Annotated in this window: 10 protein-coding genes and 1 tRNA gene; 5 read left to right on the forward strand and 6 right to left on the reverse strand. The window is 60.5% G+C overall.

The window, feature by feature from the left end; genetic code table 11:
- Positions 1-3 precede the first annotated feature (3 nt).
- From pheT to ACN6O8_RS09680, 4 genes are all read left to right on the forward strand, one after another.
- A complete protein-coding gene (gene pheT / locus ACN6O8_RS09665) occupies positions 4-2,421 on the forward strand; it encodes a phenylalanine--tRNA ligase subunit beta (RefSeq protein ID WP_427990837.1) in 2,418 nt (805 codons plus the stop codon).
- A gap of 3 nt (positions 2,422-2,424) precedes the next feature.
- A complete protein-coding gene (locus tag ACN6O8_RS09670; protein WP_427990838.1) occupies positions 2,425-2,763 on the forward strand; it encodes an integration host factor subunit alpha in 339 nt (112 codons plus the stop codon).
- A 57-nt stretch (positions 2,764-2,820) separates the two neighbouring features.
- Positions 2,821-3,255 (forward strand): MerR family transcriptional regulator, encoded by a 435-nt coding sequence (locus ACN6O8_RS09675; RefSeq protein ID WP_427990839.1) that lies wholly within the window; start codon positions 2,821-2,823, stop codon positions 3,253-3,255.
- 162 nt (positions 3,256-3,417) lie between these two features.
- Positions 3,418-3,494, forward strand: a tRNA-Pro gene (locus ACN6O8_RS09680).
- Between the two features lie 76 nt (positions 3,495-3,570).
- Here the strand turns inward: ACN6O8_RS09680 and ACN6O8_RS09685 are convergent.
- The 5 genes from ACN6O8_RS09685 to ACN6O8_RS09705 form a co-directional block, all read right to left on the reverse strand.
- The gene (locus tag ACN6O8_RS09685; protein WP_427990840.1) at positions 3,571-4,719 is read right to left on the reverse strand and encodes a tyrosine-type recombinase/integrase; all 1,149 of its coding nucleotides are present in this window, start codon (positions 4,717-4,719) and stop codon (positions 3,571-3,573) included.
- Positions 4,720-4,984: 265 nt separating this feature from the next.
- Positions 4,985-6,316, reverse strand: coding sequence for a DUF1173 family protein (locus ACN6O8_RS09690; protein WP_427990841.1), 1,332 nt, complete (start codon positions 6,314-6,316; stop codon positions 4,985-4,987).
- A gap of 116 nt (positions 6,317-6,432) precedes the next feature.
- Positions 6,433-6,897 (reverse strand): hypothetical protein, encoded by a 465-nt coding sequence (locus tag ACN6O8_RS09695; RefSeq protein WP_427990842.1) that lies wholly within the window; start codon positions 6,895-6,897, stop codon positions 6,433-6,435.
- A 330-nt stretch (positions 6,898-7,227) separates the two neighbouring features.
- Positions 7,228-7,926 (reverse strand): hypothetical protein, encoded by a 699-nt coding sequence (locus ACN6O8_RS09700; RefSeq protein WP_427990843.1) that lies wholly within the window; start codon positions 7,924-7,926, stop codon positions 7,228-7,230.
- Between the two features lie 927 nt (positions 7,927-8,853).
- Positions 8,854-9,201, reverse strand: a complete 348-nt coding sequence (locus tag ACN6O8_RS09705; protein ID WP_427990844.1) for a helix-turn-helix domain-containing protein — start codon at positions 9,199-9,201, stop codon at positions 8,854-8,856.
- A 380-nt stretch (positions 9,202-9,581) separates the two neighbouring features.
- Between ACN6O8_RS09705 and ACN6O8_RS09710 the strand changes: the two genes are divergently transcribed.
- Positions 9,582-9,791 carry a hypothetical protein gene (locus ACN6O8_RS09710; protein WP_427990845.1) on the forward strand — a complete coding sequence of 70 codons (210 nt, stop codon included), beginning with the start codon at positions 9,582-9,584 and terminating at the stop codon, positions 9,789-9,791.
- Positions 9,792-10,020: 229 nt separating this feature from the next.
- Here the strand turns inward: ACN6O8_RS09710 and ACN6O8_RS09715 are convergent, their stop codons facing one another.
- Positions 10,021-15,102, reverse strand: a complete 5,082-nt coding sequence (locus ACN6O8_RS09715) for a hypothetical protein (RefSeq protein WP_427990846.1) — start codon at positions 15,100-15,102, stop codon at positions 10,021-10,023.
- Between the last annotated feature and the right edge of the window lie 68 nt (positions 15,103-15,170).

Genomic DNA, 15,170 nt, shown 5'->3' on the forward strand with positions numbered 1-15,170 from the left:
ATCATGCAATTTCCCGAATCCTGGCTGCGTACGCTGGTCAATCCTCCGATCGCAACCGATGAACTCGCGCACCGGCTCACCATGGCCGGCCTGGAAGTCGAAGACACCGTGCCGGCCGCGCCCCCGTTCACGGGCGTGGTGGTCGCGCACATCGTCGAAATCGCCCCGCATCCCGACGCCGACAAGCTGCGCGTCTGCCAGGTCGATGACGGCTCGGGCACGCTGCTGCAGATCGTCTGCGGCGCGCCCAACGCGGCCGCCGGCCTGAAGGTGCCGCTGGCCCGCGTCGGCGCGGAACTGCCCGGCGGCATGAAGATCGGCGTGGCCAAGATGCGCGGCGTGCAGTCGTCGGGCATGCTGTGCTCGGCGCGCGAACTGGGCCTGTCGCAAGACCATGCCGGCCTGCTGGAACTGCCGGCCGACATGGTGCCGGGCCAGTCGATCCGCGAGGCGCTGAACCTGGACGACACGCTCTTCACGCTGAAGATGACGCCCAATCGCGCCGACTGCCTGTCGATCCTGGGGGTGGCGCGCGAAGTCGCCGCGCTGACCGGCGCGCCGCTGTCCGTGCCCACCGCCAAGGCCGTGCCGGTGACGCTGGACGAGCGCCTGCCCGTCAAGGTCGAGGCGCCCGATCTGTGCGGCCGCTTCGGTGGCCGCGTGATCCGCGGCGTGAATGCCCGCGCCCAGACCCCCGGATGGATGAAGACGCGCCTGGAGCGCGCCGGTCAGCGTTCGGTGTCGGCGCTGGTGGACATCTCCAACTACGTCATGCTGGAGCTGGGCCGTCCCTCGCACGTGTTCGACCTGGACAAGATCCATGGCGACCTGTCGGTGCGCTGGGCGCGCGAAGGCGAAACGCTCGAACTGCTGAACGGCCAGACGGTCACGCTCGATTCCAAGGTGGGTGTGGTGGTGGCGGGCGACCAGGTCGAAAGCCTGGCCGGCATCATGGGCGGCGAAGCCACCTCGGTCACGCTCGATACGCAGAACATCTACCTGGAAGCCGCGTTCTGGTGGCCGCAATCGCTGGCCGGCCGCGCGCGCCGCTACAAGTTCAGCTCCGAGGCCAGCCACCGCGGCGAGCGCGGCGTGGACTTCGCCACGATCCCGCAGCACATCGAATTCATCACGCGCCTGATCGTCGACATCTGCGGCGGCCAGGCCGGTCCGCTGGATGACCAGATCGTCAACCTGCCCAAGCGCGAGCCGGTGCGCATGCGCTTGGCGCGTTGCCACCGCGTGCTGGGCGTGCCTGTCACGCAGGCCGAAGTTGCCCGGATCTTCGGCAGCCTGGGTCTGGAATTCACGCTTGACGGCGACGACTTCATTGTCACCCCGCCGTCGTACCGCTTCGACCTCGAAATCGAGGAAGACCTGATCGAGGAAGTGGCTCGCATCTACGGTTTCGAGAACATCCCCGCGGTGCCGCCGCTGGCGCGCGCCAAGATGTTCTCGCAACCCGAGGTGCGCCGCGGCCCGCACGCGCTGCGTCGCCTGGCCGCCGCGCAGGACTACCAGGAAGTCGTCAACTACAGCTTCGTCGAAGCCGAGTGGGAACGCGACTACGCCGGCAACGATACGCCGGTCAAGTTGGTCAACCCGATCGCCAGCCATCTGTCGGTGATGCGTTCGAGCCTGATCGCCGGCCTGGTGGCCAATATCCGCCACAACGCCAACCGCAAGCAGACGCGCGTGCGCCTGTTCGAGCTGGGCCGCGTGTTTGTGCGCGACGCCGCCGCGCAGGACGGCCCGTTGGAAGTGGCCGGTGTGCGCCAGCCGCTCAAGCTGGCCGGCGCCGCCTGGGGGCCGTCGGTGGAAGAACAGTGGGGCGTGCCCGCGCGCCAGGTCGATTTCTACGACGTGAAGATGGACGTCGAGGCGCTGTTTGGCGCTCGTGGCGACCGCCTGCGTTTCGAGGCCGCGGCCCATCCGGCGCTGCATCCGGGCCGCAGCGCGCGCATCGCGCTGGACGGCAGGCAGGTCGGCTGGATCGGTGAACTGCACCCGCGCTGGGCGCAGCAGGCCGACCTGGCGCATGCGCCGGTGGTGTTCGAGCTGGATGTGGACGCCCTGTCCGCGGGCGAACTGCCGCGCGTGCGCGAGCTGTCGCGCCAGCCGGTGGTGGTGCGCGATCTGGCCCTGTGGGTCGATGCGCCCGTGACCGTGCAGTCCATGCTGGACACGGTGGCGACGACGATCAAGGCCGATCCGCAACTGGCCGTGGTGCAGGATGTACGCCTGTTCGACGTCTGGCGGGAAAAGGCCCAGGGCGATCAGCCCGTGGCCGAGAAAAGCCTTGCGTTCCGTTTCTGGCTACAGGACACTGAGGTCACACTGGACGAAGCCCGGGTGGCCGATTGCCTGGCGCGCATCAAGGACGCTTTGGTCAGTGCCCACGGCGCGCGCCAGCGCGCTTGAACCATGGGGAACCGTATGCTTGCCGAGCCGCGCACCCTGACCAAGGCCGAGCTGGCCGAACTGCTCTTTGAGCGGGTCGGCCTGAACAAACGCGAAGCCAAGGACATCGTCGACACGTTCTTCGAGGAAATCCGCGACGCCCTGGCGCGTGGCGATTCCGTCAAGCTTTCGGGCTTCGGCAATTTCCAGGTGCGCGACAAGCCGCCGCGTCCGGGGCGCAACCCCAAGACCGGCGAGACCATCCCCATCGCCGCACGCCGCGTGGTCACGTTCCACGCCAGTCAGAAACTCAAGAGCGTGGTGGAGCAGGCCACTCCCGCAGCGCCCGACGCCGAGGAGTGATACGCTTTGTCGGTAATTGTTATCGGCACTCGACGCATCGCGGCATAGAATTCTCTTATGACACGTACCGAATCCACCGTTACCTTACCGCCCATTCCCGCCAAGCGTTACTTCACCATCGGTGAAGTCAGCGACCTGTGTGGCGTCAAGCCCCATGTCTTGCGGTACTGGGAACAGGAATTCACGCAGCTCAAGCCGGTGAAGCGGCGCGGCAACCGTCGCTATTACCAGCATCACGAAGTGCTGCTGATCCGTCGCATCCGCTCCTTGCTTTACGAGCAAGGCTTCACCATCAGCGGCGCGCGCAACCGCCTGGGCGATGCGCGCGATACGCCGCATGACCAGGACGCGGCGGTGCGCTTGAGCGGCGCCGAGATGCAGGCCCTGCGTAACGAGCTGGGCAATGTGTCGGCGATGCTGGGCGAAGCGCTTGGCACGGCCGCGCCGGTTTCGAGCGCCAGCAATGCGGTGAGCGCCAACGCCCCGGCCTGAGCCGGGCGCGCTTCAAATTCAGTACCTTGCGTGCCATGCGCGAGCCGTGCCTGTGAGCGTTGCAGGCATCGCGTGGGGCACGCAAAATTTTTTGAGTATTCGGCACTTTTTTTGCACCAATGCGTGCAAACATTTTTTAGGTCTGCTATACTCTTTTTCTTTCGGGGCGTAGCGCAGCCTGGTAGCGCACTTGCATGGGGTGCAAGGGGTCGCGAGTTCGAATCCCGCCGTCCCGACCAGCAATACCCTAGGGGGTTAGTAATAGTAATCACTAACCCCCTTTCCTTTTTGCGTGACTTTTGCGTGACTTCTCCATCACGCGTATCGCCGTTTCAGCACCGTCAGAGCGGGGGTGTGCTCTGCCGTGGCCGCTACCTTGTCGGCGTGCTCGATCAACTTGCCGAGTTCGGCCGCAGAGTAATGCGATGTCACGCTGCCGTTGGTGTGACCCAGCAGCACCTGCCTGTCTTCATGAGGCACGTCCGCGGCCCGCAAGCGGCGGCCGAAGGTGTGCTTCAGGTCATGCACGCGCAGCTGCCCGAAACCCTCATGGGCGGGCCGGCCGTGGGTCTGTGCCCATTTTGCCGCGGCGCGCTCACGCGCCTTGCGCCACGCGCTGTCGTTCATTCGGTGCAGCGCCGTGCCGTGGTACGGGAACACCCATTCCGGGTGCAGGCCTCGTTGGCCCTCGATGACCGCTCGAGCTACGCGATTCAGGACCACCAAACGGTCCTGGCGGTTTTTGACCCCACTGTCCTCGAAACGGCCGCCGAAATCAGCAGGTAGCAGAAACACCGAAGTGCGCAGGCTGGGCACCGGAATTTCCCATTCCCAGCGCAGCTTGCAGACCTCCTGCTCGCGGCACCCGGTGTTCACCTTGTACAGTGCCATGCGGCGCAGGTGACTGGGCAATTCCGTGAAGAACACATCCTGCTCGTCCCACCCCATGGGGTAGGGCTGTCGCGGGTTTCGGTCTTCCACCATCTCGATCAACGGCACACTGTCGAGCCACGGCCGCTTGCGTTCATCTCGCCACTTGCGGGCGCACAGGTTCAGAATCCGTACTACGCGCTGCAGTGCGATGTTGATGGTTCGCGGCGCCCGGCCGGCGTTCAGGCGCGCCTCGACGTAGGCTTCCAGGTTTTCGTTGTCCACCTCCCGAATGGGCAAGTCCCCGATGTAGGGATCTAGCTGCTTCAGGTAGATAGCCGAATGCCAGATAGACGGCTGGTGAGAATATTCCTCCAAGAATCGGGTTGCGGCCTCTCGCCAGATGCGGTCCTGACGCACTCCGTAGACGGTGCTCTGGCGGATACCCTCTAAGCGAAAAATCAAGAGTTTTTCGGCTTCCTTGCGGTCGCTAGTTCCAGTGCTCTCGCAAAGGCGTCCGTAGCCCTTGATCTGCTTATCGATGTGCCATAGGCTGCCACGGAGCTGGAGACCCGTGATGGTTTTTCGCGCCATAGGTTGTTACCTCTATTGCTATGAGCGCGGCCACTGTTGCCGGCGATATCGTTGCCTGGAGCTGCGGGCTTGTCAAATTGGTGATAATTCTTGCCAGCACGTTTGGCATCTACCCAGGCGTCGAGTTCGCGCACGTCGATCGCCTTTCCCTGGCGGCCGATGGGGATGATTTGGAGAAGAGGGCGGACCTCAGCGTCAAATACGGCCCGGCTCATGGATAGGTACGCCGGTGCTTTGCCGATTCGAATCAAACGTGGGGCGAAGCTCATTGTTGACCACCTTCTGATTGATGGGATGCCTTGCCGGGCAGGACCAATGGACGGCTCGATGGCCTGGAAGGAAATTCGGGTACCGGGTCGCCGATAGCGGCGTTCCAAGACCACCATCCCTCGTTCCCATAGGTGTTGTCGTAGTACGCGGCCTTTTCGGCCTTTCGCGCTTGGTATTCAGCGGTGGCCATACCCCAGACCTCCAGCGGCACGGGGCTCTCCATGTCCTTGAGCCAGAAGTCCGGAAAGGTTGCGTCTTCACCAGAGTCAAAGCGAAGCGGCTTTTCGAATCGGCGCTTTGACGCAACGAGTTGGTCCGCGATCAACGCTTCGTAGCCGGAATCGACTGGGATCCACTCGCGAGTCACATGCATCAACGCCGCGTCGACAACTTGCGCGCGTACAGTACCGCCCGAAGACCTCGGCGGGTCGGTCTGTGCAATGGCGACGACCGGATTGCCAGCACGCCAGGCATCCAACTCGCGACTGAAACTGCGCTCAAGCGCATGCCAGATGCCTTCTTCGAGCGCCAAGTACGGGATTCCATGGAATCCCGATATCGGCACAGTGCTCGCTCCCTCCATGCCTTCCTGATGTTGTGCCAAGGGAGCGATAACGACCAGCCGCCGGCGGTGGCTCACGGCATCCAGGCTTTTCGCCCTGTTGTAGCTGGCCTGCTGGCCAGAGCTGGTGGGCGTAGCCGCAATCAAGTTCTGTGCCAACCGCACTCGGCCAGCATATGTGGTCATGGCGACACGCATGACATGATGGTGCACAACACCCATATTGCGCTTGCCTTCCATGCCGGGTGACCAGGCGTTTAGCCCAGCTTGCGTCCAAAGGAAGTGGAGCAGGCCTTTGAGGCTCATGCTGGCCTGGCTCGATCGCGAGCGCGAGGCCGGCGATTTAGCATTGCTGGGGAGTGTCGTGTCAGGGGCCTCGGGAGCCGTTGCCGCCCGTTGTTGTAGGCCGACCTTCAGTTTGATCTTCGTGGCGCCGTCGTCCAGTTCTTGCACCACGCCGCGCCGGTATGAGCCCAGACCTGACATGGCTGCGTCCACACCGTAGTAAACGCAGTCTTCGCTATGTTCGGCGCCCGTTTCCGGGAACCGCGCCAGGTGGAAGCGATCGGAGCGGGACCGGCTGTGGATCGAAAGACGCTTATCGCCCACGCCAGGGCAGAGGCAGCGTACCTCGGCCTTGCCATGGGAAAGAAGCAGCACCCGTTTCCATGCTTCGGCGTACTGCTCTTCGGTTTGGAATTGCGGGGAGTAGGGGCGAACTTGTCCGCCCACCGTAAACTCCACCGGGTAGAGCCTTCGATCCATGTTCGGTTCCTCCGTTCGCGGGATGGCCGGGCCCGGGAGCCTATCGTTCCAGAGCCGAGCCTGTATGCGAACGGTCAGCTTTGTTGACGGAAGCTGTCCCAGCACTCTTTGGGCATTCAAGAATGCTCAGCAATAACGGCATATGTTTGGTAAACCAGCCACATAGCCAAGCAGCCAGGCGGGCCCATAAGGGCGACCTGACGAGCAAGGGAAAGGGTTCCAAAGCCACCTCTAATCCCAAGCCAGAACAGGCTGGAGTGCACCAGCAGCGAAAGGCCGAACCCGACCACGGCGACAACTTTCAGCCACCCGATCGCGCGGAAGTGCTTTTCTTCGTCAAGTTGCGTCCACGTGCAGAGGGCCCATGCAGCGGAAATTAGCCCAAGCGCCGAGATCGTGAATCCGCCCCAGAAATTTTTGCCTAACGTGACTGCCCAAATGATGCGCTGCCAATTCGCCACGACAAACGCCAGTAACGCCACCATGACTATGATTGCAGATACGAAGGTCGCCACCGCAATGGCGCCGTTCCCTGCTGCCCGGGCAAGTCCTGCAGGGCGATTTAGGTTGCTGTTTTGCATGTTAGTGATTTCCAGGGCGCTGCCAAACGGCACAATTTGCGGTAGCGAATTCCTGCTTAGCGCAATCCTCTTGGCAGCCTTTGAGAGTCAGGGCAACGCCGATTGCAGCGGCTACGGCAATCATCAAAAGTAGGATTCTCATGGGGGGGCTGATGGTCTTTCTGCGTGGACAGGCGCGTGGGCGCGTCCCGCGGTAGGCATACGGATCGTGCCCGTGATGACGGGCCTTACCGCGAGAGCATGGTTGTGAGCGAAGTTTCGCTATGCCGCTCGCATGTCCTGCTGGTCGCGGATGAAACGTTCGCTTAGATCTACGACTGGATTGTTGGACTACTTGTCGTCAACCTTGACGCGCCCCATTTCCGAGAGCATGTGCAGTAGAGGCTGGCGCAGTTCGCCACTTTCTACGAGCTTGGCGTTGATCGTTGCCACTGCTTGGCTATTGTCATGATTGCGCAGCGCTACTTCGATCTCGTTCATCGCTGGAGCGATGGTTGTCTGCGCAAGACTATTTGCGATGGCTGTGTGTTTGGCTACAGCTTCATCCAACGTTGTCGATACTAAGTACTGTCCCGCTATCACGTGTTCGAGGGCAGTTGCCACTCGATCCCGCATGGCCGCCATGTCTTGGCGGTAAATTCCCACGCGCTCGGTTTCATGTTGCAGAACGGCGTTGTAGCCAACGCCACCCTCCGTCAATTCCGCAGCCAAGCGTATGAAGATTGCGCTGTAGCCGACTTCGTAGTGGACCTGCATGGTCGAACATATCAGACCGGTGAGGCGGTCCCGCACGTAGGTATAGTCCAGGCTCGGCGTAACTGTCTGGTGCGGCTGCGTTATTGCCGGCGTCACAATACAGCTGACGTCTTCGACGCCTCGAATGATGCGACCGATTTCGGGCAATGGAAGGCGTTGTATTGAAATCTCAGGAAACGGCGTGAGTAGCGACACGGTAGCCGAAGGCTTGGAAAGAGCTGACTTGCTGTGCTCGACAAAGCCCTGAATGTATTGGTGGCTGGGATTTCTCATCGCTCGGGCCCTAGAATTCAATGGTCATCATCGAGTTGATGATGGTATTGGATCGCTTTGCTCAGCGGCCAAATGACATGCGGCTTATCGGACTTTTCTTGTCATATACGCTCAGTCAATGGATCTTGATCGCAGTGCTTCGCGTGGCGTATCCCCAGAGGCGGGCTAACGCGAGGGCTTGATCGGCGTGATCTGCGCAGACTTCAATGGGATCGCCGCCCAGAATCAAGACCTGGAATAGATGGGACCTGAAGGGGCTACCCAATCGAGTGAGGTGCTTAGTGCACGGGCTATGAGTGGCTTGCAGCATGCGTTCCTCCAGTGCCATGCGTCAGCCCGCTTGTCATCGCAAGCGATCTGGCGGATGGCTCCGGGGCCAGGTGAGAGCGTTAGCTGCTGCTCTGTCCTGGCCCTACATCGCCTGTTGCACAACTCCCGGTCTTTCACGGCTTGCAATGGCGATGGGTTCGAGACTTCTCCTCGTGGTCATCAATCGATTTTCGCCGCCATCGATCGATTCTGGGCGCTCGCGAAGACGCGGCTCGAATGAGCCAATCGCTTTGTGCGAGGTCGGCCGGCGGTCGCAGGTCGACTTTTCTCCGCTTGTTTTCGTCCCCAGGGCCTTTCATTCCTCGCGGCAAACTCCCCTTCGCGGCGCTTCTCAGCGGACGCAGGACATCCATCGCGATCTCGTTTGGCGATCGCGATTTCTGATAGCGAGTTGTTAATGAACAATGCCTGACTACTTCGTCTAGGCGCAGTCAGAGCGCTGAAAATCTAATTACCTTGGTCATTCTGACAAAAGGCGGCCAGGCAAGGAATATCAGTCGGCGTGAATTCAGACTGATTCTCTTGTGGGCTGGCAATCGAAAGATGATGCTTATGCGGCCGAGCTCCAACCGGCGCGCATGACCTGTATGTAGGGGATTAGGTACTCGTACTTGAGGTTTCTGATGCCAAGGCACGGGTGATTAAGCCGGCCAGGCGAATGTCCAGTTCCTGCCTCTTGTTCGGGGGCAGCGACTCAAAGTCCTTCAGGCGAGACACCTCGAAGGGCCAACAGCGCGAGGATTCCTCGCCTTCGCCATACACTAACCAATCGATGCTGACGCCAAGGGCCTTCGCAAGCGCGGGTAGGTGGCGCGTTGCAGCCCCACGCTCGATCTTGAAGATTGCGCCCTGGGTGGTGTTGATCTGGCGCCCCAGCATTTTCTGAGAGAGTCCTAGTTCCGTCCGGCGTTGCTTAACTCGTTTGCCGATCAACTTTGGGGCCATGCCTATCGCCTATTAGAGTGGTGCGGTGATCTTGGAAGCTGAGGAGCCACATCGTTAATAGATAGTCCTCCTGCGACACAAATTCAGGTCTCTGTGGATGCTTGAAGGGGGGGCGTGTCCAGCGCGGAGCGTCTGACACGGGATGCTGCGATGTTTAGCCTAAAACTGCGAGAGAGGGATCGGGAGATCGCTCAATTTGAGACGAACTTACCCTAAAAGACATTCGTCGGGATCCAGAAGGCGCCGTCGCTACCTTGCGAATGAAATGTCGGGAACCTGATGTAAGCACTGGGTATCGTCAGGCAAAAGGCCGTTGGAAGCGATGGAAGTATCTCGTGCGTCTGGCCTACAATGAGTGAATCAGATTGCGGAGGCGATCCATGCAAAACCAAGCTACCTTGCGAGAGCTCCAGCGCGGCCTGGACAATGCGGTGGCTAATCAACGGCTCGAAGGTTTGGAGCCCGACGCCACGGCCATCGCAGAACTGGAACGCGTCGTGACGGGCGAATTGACGATCGCCGACGTCATTGAAGGCGTCCTGGCGAGGATCGCTGCGGGCGAGTTCCGCCAAAAGTCGACAAACGAATAGGCCGGCCTTTTCTAATCCTCAAGGGGCGGGCTATGGCGAAATATCCCATCCATGCCCACGATCCGTATATCGATAAGGCAACGGGTGTGCTTTGCAATCGACCTGGCATTGCTGACGAAGTCGAGTTGGTGCGTGCGGAAGTGGCGCTGACCCTTGTATGCTCACTGGAATTGGTTTAGGCAGCCTACGGCGAGTCTTTCACTCTTTTTTGGCAAAAGACTGTGTAGCATCAGACCGCCGGCGTCACAAAATCGTCCCGCATCCTGAACGCAGCGGAAGAACAGGTCTCGACAAGAACATCGAGCACATACAGGATCGCCTCGCGCAGGGCAGGATCGCGTTTGAGTTCCAGCGGTCGTGCGTACACATGCCGCTGGAGAAGAACTTCGAGTATGAATACTGTATTGGACTCGCGCAGCATGTCGGCGGGATCTCCGCGCCTAAGCGCGTTCGCGATGCGCAAGAACGCTGCGGGCATGGAGCGCTCGCCGATGTGGTAAAGGAAGCGGGCGTAGCTATCTAGCACGATCCAGGCAGGCGGCAGTGCATCAAAGAGGGCGTCGACGTTATGGGCGTAGCCTTCAAGGCTTCGCCAGTGACGGACATTGTCTTTCCACCAAGAGGTCAAAAAGATTGCGGAGAGTACCTCGCTGCCCTGTGGATGGTCCTCGTCCAGATGCGCGAGCCAATTGGCGCGCTTGACCCGCGCGGCAAACAGGTTCCATAGGAACCAGTAATGCGGCGTATTAGGATTACTGTCCTCGCTGTTTGTGAATCCCTGGATGACGTTGTATACCTCGCGCGGATACCACTCAATGGCCTCGAGCATCGGCTGAAGGACTTGCTCGGCATCAGCATCCGAAGCGCGCATCACAAATTGTTGAACGTGGTCGGACATGGTCCGCTCTCTGTGAAAGCTCCGGTCGTGCCGGTCGGGAGAGTGATCGTTCTCGCGGCGCCAGCACTCCAGCAGGTCTTCACTGGCACGACGATGGGCGGCCACGGCCAGGGGCTCGTCAGGAACCTGGCCTAGGATCGCGAGAACCTTCCCGTATGCGTCGGATCCGAACATCCCGGTAGTGTCGAACCTGACGTGCGCATCTTCGGCAAAGTCCCCTTCAGCCCAGAATCGCCGGCGGACGTCCGCGGCCGCGTGGGCAGCGATCGTGCCCGGCTTGCGCCGCTCGTTGTAATGCTTCAGTTCCTCTGCGCTCCAATCGAGGTCGGCAAGAGCGGCCTCGGCGGCGATGGCATTAGCGACGCGAAGGAAAAGATCTGGGTTCGCAGCCCGTACCTTGTCGTTCATTCCCCAAATGGCGTACGAGCGAACCTCTTCGATCGGATGGGTCAGCGCGGTGATAAAGGCTTGGCGCACACGCAGCCTCTGGGCTTCCGTCAAGGGCTTTATGAGCAGCAGCGGCACGACGAAGGCGCAGGGACGATCAGCCAACATCGAAAACTGCTGCAGGCGGTCGATGGCTTCCCACCTGTCCGCGTGTCTGAAGATTTCTGAGCAGGTGACGTCGATGCACCATGCAGTCTCTTCCGGCGACATCTCGTCCCAATGATCGCGGATGCAGACGGCAGCCAAAAATCCCGGAGCGTTGTGGCTGTTGTCGGAATGTTCCGCACTGCGGTCTATATCCTTTGCACTTGCCAGCTTTCCCCGCCACTGAGCAGGGTCCGCAGAGCCAGCCTCGCGCTGGAAGATCTGGATGCCCCACATGTAAACACCCAGGCGGGCGTTCATCTCGCCCATCTTCTTCGTGCTCTCGTCAATGAGTTGCTGAACCTCCGGAGCGGGAGGCTTGGGTTCGAGGCGGATGAAATTCTTCGGAGATCCCTCGCCGTTCGCTGCCGATGTTTCATTCCCTGCGGACTGCTCGAGGGCCACGTCGTACTGGCGGATGTCCATCCGGTGGAGAGCGAGCTGCCAAGTGAGGTCATGCCTGCTGCGTTTCTCCTGCGCAGGTAGCGCAGCGATGTAACGGTCGATGATAGCGTGAACCTTTGGGGCCAGAGGGCCAAATTGCAGGTTTGCGATCGCAGCTTCAAGGTCATGCTTGCGGTGCGGCAGCGCGTTCGACCTTTTTCGCTCATCTTCGTAGATCTTGTTTTCGGCGCGGAGAGTCGGGAGAAATCCTGTTAGGTTCGAAGTCCGGCTCTCGCTAGCCATTCGGCTCAGGTCAATCTCGATGTAGTCCTGCACCGATAGCAACGCCAAAAGCGCCTCGCCCGCCTGGTGAGGATGGGCGGTCGACACGCTTGCGACGACGGCTGCGAGTGCGGAGGAGTCGCTGCGCTGAAGAATTTCGAGCAGTAGCGCGTCGAGTTCCTCGGGGTGAAATTTGGCGTAGTCGAGCAACCAATTCTCGAAGGCCATCAGCAGCGACTGGAGCAAGTAAGGACCGACGCTCATCCCGCGATAGAGGCTCCAGAGCCGGGGGTTAACCCATTGTTTCCGGGAGGTGCCGTTGGAAAATGTGAGTTCGACTTCCCAGGCAGGTTCGAGAAGGGTAGGGAGACGCGGACGCGCGTACCACTCAGCACTGTGGTTGAAGACCTGGATCAGGAAGTCGAGGCCCTTTCTCGGATGGTACGTCAGCAGGTTGACCCACGGCCCTCGTAAGGCACTGGCAGGGAAGAAATCATGGTGCAGGCGTTCCTTGATTCCGAAGTAAAGGTCAATGTCGACAGATGATTGGCCATAGGGTTTCGCACGTAGATACTCTTCCGTGGCGAGAAAGGTATCCAGCGCGACGGAGATCAGAAGGTCCGGCAGGTCGCGCGCGGAGGGCGCGCCATCGAGGCCCGAAAGGAGGATGTGGCGGAATTCTTCGGCGACTGGATCGCGGTGGTGGTTCTCCATGACTTGCCCACGCATGACCGCTTCGAAGCGTGCGGGGTCGGCCTTCGGAATCTTCGCAATCACCTTCAGAATGCGTTTGCGCGTGTCTCTGCCTGTGTAACGGTTAAATCGTGGCAGGAGCCAATGGGCAATGCCGGCGACATGCTCGGCGCCGTCGATGTCCGGCGCCCACCAACTGATGCCGCGCACGGCATCCTCGATCAATGCGAGAAGCACGGCCGCGTCTTCCGATCCAAAGCTGCCGATGTTGCGATGAACCAGCTCCACGACGGTTGGCCAAACCGTGCCTTCAGGCACACTCAGAGTCGAGCTGTAGCCGCCCATGCCGGCAAGCCAGGCAGGCGATGTTGCGCAAGCGACGCGCAGGAGGTGAATGATCCGCTTGAGGATGGCACGGTTATTGGCGAGCAGCTCGGCCTCGTGCCGTGTCAGGAATTCGGTGGCGGACGGAGCCTTCAGCAGCGACACCAGCGTGTCGTCGCGGAACTGGCCGGGCACGTTGGTTTGCGTGATGGTCGCGCTGAACAGCCGGTCTGCTGTGGGTGCGTCACGATCCACCAGTTCGGCAATCCACTTCCGATAAGAGCGGCGCATCGCAGGGTGTGGCCCAATCGCTGAGGACAGAGAATCTAACGATGTCTCATGCGTGAGGTGTTGTTCCTCAATCCATTGCAAGATGGCCCAATCCTCAAGAACATCGTGTGCAGTTGCGACGAGCAGCGCGTTGCTGTCCGGCGAAACGACAAGTGAATCCTGCTTCAAGAGGGCAATGGCCGCGGCGTTGACTCCTTTCGCAGATACATAATCTGAAAGCGAGCGCGCCCTGCGCACGGAGAGCTCCTGCAAGGCCTCTTCGCGCAGGCGCGGCATGCCGCTGGCCGGATTCTGGTCGGCACGCACGATCTGCCTCCAGAAGACGGCCCGGAAATCACGCTCGTTCTTGGGTAGCGGGCATCCCCCGTCCCACGGAATCTGCAATGCCTTGTCGATGAAATAGGGATTGCGCAGGATCTCGCGGAGTGCGGGGTTGGCAAGCGGCACTGCCAACGACGGAAAGGCGGCTTGGAGTTCCTGCAACTCGGTATCGTCGAGTGGTGGAATCTCGATGACGGTGTGGTCAATGCCTGCAGGTTGAAGAAAGCTGGCCTGCACCTGCTCCACGGAATAGTCACGGCAGGTCATGATGACACCGAGGCCGTCGTCGCCTCGTGCGAACGTCATGAGGTCGCTGAAGGCGTCGCGCGTCGGCTTTTCGAGCAGGCGCTCGACGCTTTCGATGATGAGCACCTTGCGGCCTTGTGCGCCCATGATGGCCTGAAGCTCAGTGATGCGCGCCGGAACTTGACTGTTGTGGAGTGTCTCGTCGATGTGAGCGACGGCGAATTCCTCGACCCGGAATCCGAAGGCGAAGCACTCGCGTGAGAGAAAAGAAACCGCTTCCTTGCCGATGACTGATTTACCGCTACCAGCCGGACCTGTGATCAAGACAACCGGCTTCGCGTCTATGGCCGCAAGTACCTTCTGGACGATGCCAGCGCGTTGCAGATGGAAGGCAGGCCCAATTGTGGTGCGGATTTTCCGCAAGACGAATTCTGTGTGGCTTTTCAGTGTCGTCAGTACGCGCTGCTCGTTCGCGCCTACCTCTCCGTACGCCTGGACGAGGGTGGACGGAAGATCGTCGCGTTTCAAGCTCCGCGCGGACGGTCCGGCCTCGCTGGCGAAGGCCAGGAGGGCGTCCCACGCAGACTTTGCGCTGGCGACGGGGTCTGGTTCGGTAGTCTTGAGGGCGAGGAGCGTCTTCGTGTGCGCTTCGGTCTGGCGGGTGGATGTATGCAGGTCGAGACTCAGGGCGTGCAGCACGCACAAGAAAGGCCACAGGTCTTCAGCGGTGATGGGTGTTTCATCCAGTACGCTGACAATCCGGCAGAGCTCGTTGCACTGGTGGACGGACTTCTTCGAAATGAATCCGTCGAGTGATAGCCGTCGTTGGAACTCTTTGGCGTCGACCGCGCCCCGCGCGCAGTCCAGTAGGCCAACGAAATGCTCGAGAAACGTATTCGTGCCGCGCAGAGTGACCAGGACGAAGCGATCATGCTCGGGATTGAACGGTTTGGCCTTCTTGAAGTCTTTCCAGAAATCGCCAATCGCCTTCTTGCATTCCTCGTCGGCCGCACTGATTGTGAAGCTACGCTTCACTTGCCCCACGAGCCGTGCGGGCGGTGCGCCCGCACGTGCGCAGATAATGAGGAAATCGTCGGTGTTGAAGCCAAGATGCTCGGTCTGGAAATGGACTTCAGTGACTCCTCTGTCAGTCAGGATGGGCGGGATGCTTCGGACAAGGAGCTGGGCGAGCCAGTACGCCGCGACGTGTTGCTCGAAGAACACACCCTCGCCGCCGGTGGATACCGGACTTGAAACTCGTTTTCGGCTCTTGACATCCATTCAATCCACCAAATTTTTCATCGCATCGCTAGTTGGGAAAGCCGTTCAAAACCTAGTTTGATAATGAC

It is taken from the genome of Achromobacter sp. (genome assembly GCF_050285565.1).
GTDB lineage: Bacteria > Pseudomonadota > Gammaproteobacteria > Burkholderiales > Burkholderiaceae_B > Achromobacter.

Excerpts from the sequence above, each read along its gene's own strand:
- pheT (WP_427990837.1), top strand. The coding sequence starts at position 4 with ATGCAATTTCCCGAATCCTGGCTGCGTACGCTGGTCAATCCTCCGATC.
- ACN6O8_RS09670 (WP_427990838.1), top strand. The coding sequence starts at position 2,425 with ATGGGGAACCGTATGCTTGCCGAGCCGCGCACCCTGACCAAGGCCGAG.
- ACN6O8_RS09675 (WP_427990839.1), top strand. The coding sequence starts at position 2,821 with ATGACACGTACCGAATCCACCGTTACCTTACCGCCCATTCCCGCCAAG.
- ACN6O8_RS09685 (WP_427990840.1), bottom strand. The coding sequence starts at position 4,719 with ATGGCGCGAAAAACCATCACGGGTCTCCAGCTCCGTGGCAGCCTATGG.
- ACN6O8_RS09690 (WP_427990841.1), bottom strand. The coding sequence starts at position 6,316 with ATGGATCGAAGGCTCTACCCGGTGGAGTTTACGGTGGGCGGACAAGTT.
- ACN6O8_RS09695 (WP_427990842.1), bottom strand. The coding sequence starts at position 6,897 with ATGCAAAACAGCAACCTAAATCGCCCTGCAGGACTTGCCCGGGCAGCA.
- ACN6O8_RS09700 (WP_427990843.1), bottom strand. The coding sequence starts at position 7,926 with ATGAGAAATCCCAGCCACCAATACATTCAGGGCTTTGTCGAGCACAGC.
- ACN6O8_RS09705 (WP_427990844.1), bottom strand. The coding sequence starts at position 9,201 with ATGGCCCCAAAGTTGATCGGCAAACGAGTTAAGCAACGCCGGACGGAA.
- ACN6O8_RS09710 (WP_427990845.1), top strand. The coding sequence starts at position 9,582 with ATGCAAAACCAAGCTACCTTGCGAGAGCTCCAGCGCGGCCTGGACAAT.
- ACN6O8_RS09715 (WP_427990846.1), bottom strand. The coding sequence starts at position 15,102 with ATGGATGTCAAGAGCCGAAAACGAGTTTCAAGTCCGGTATCCACCGGC.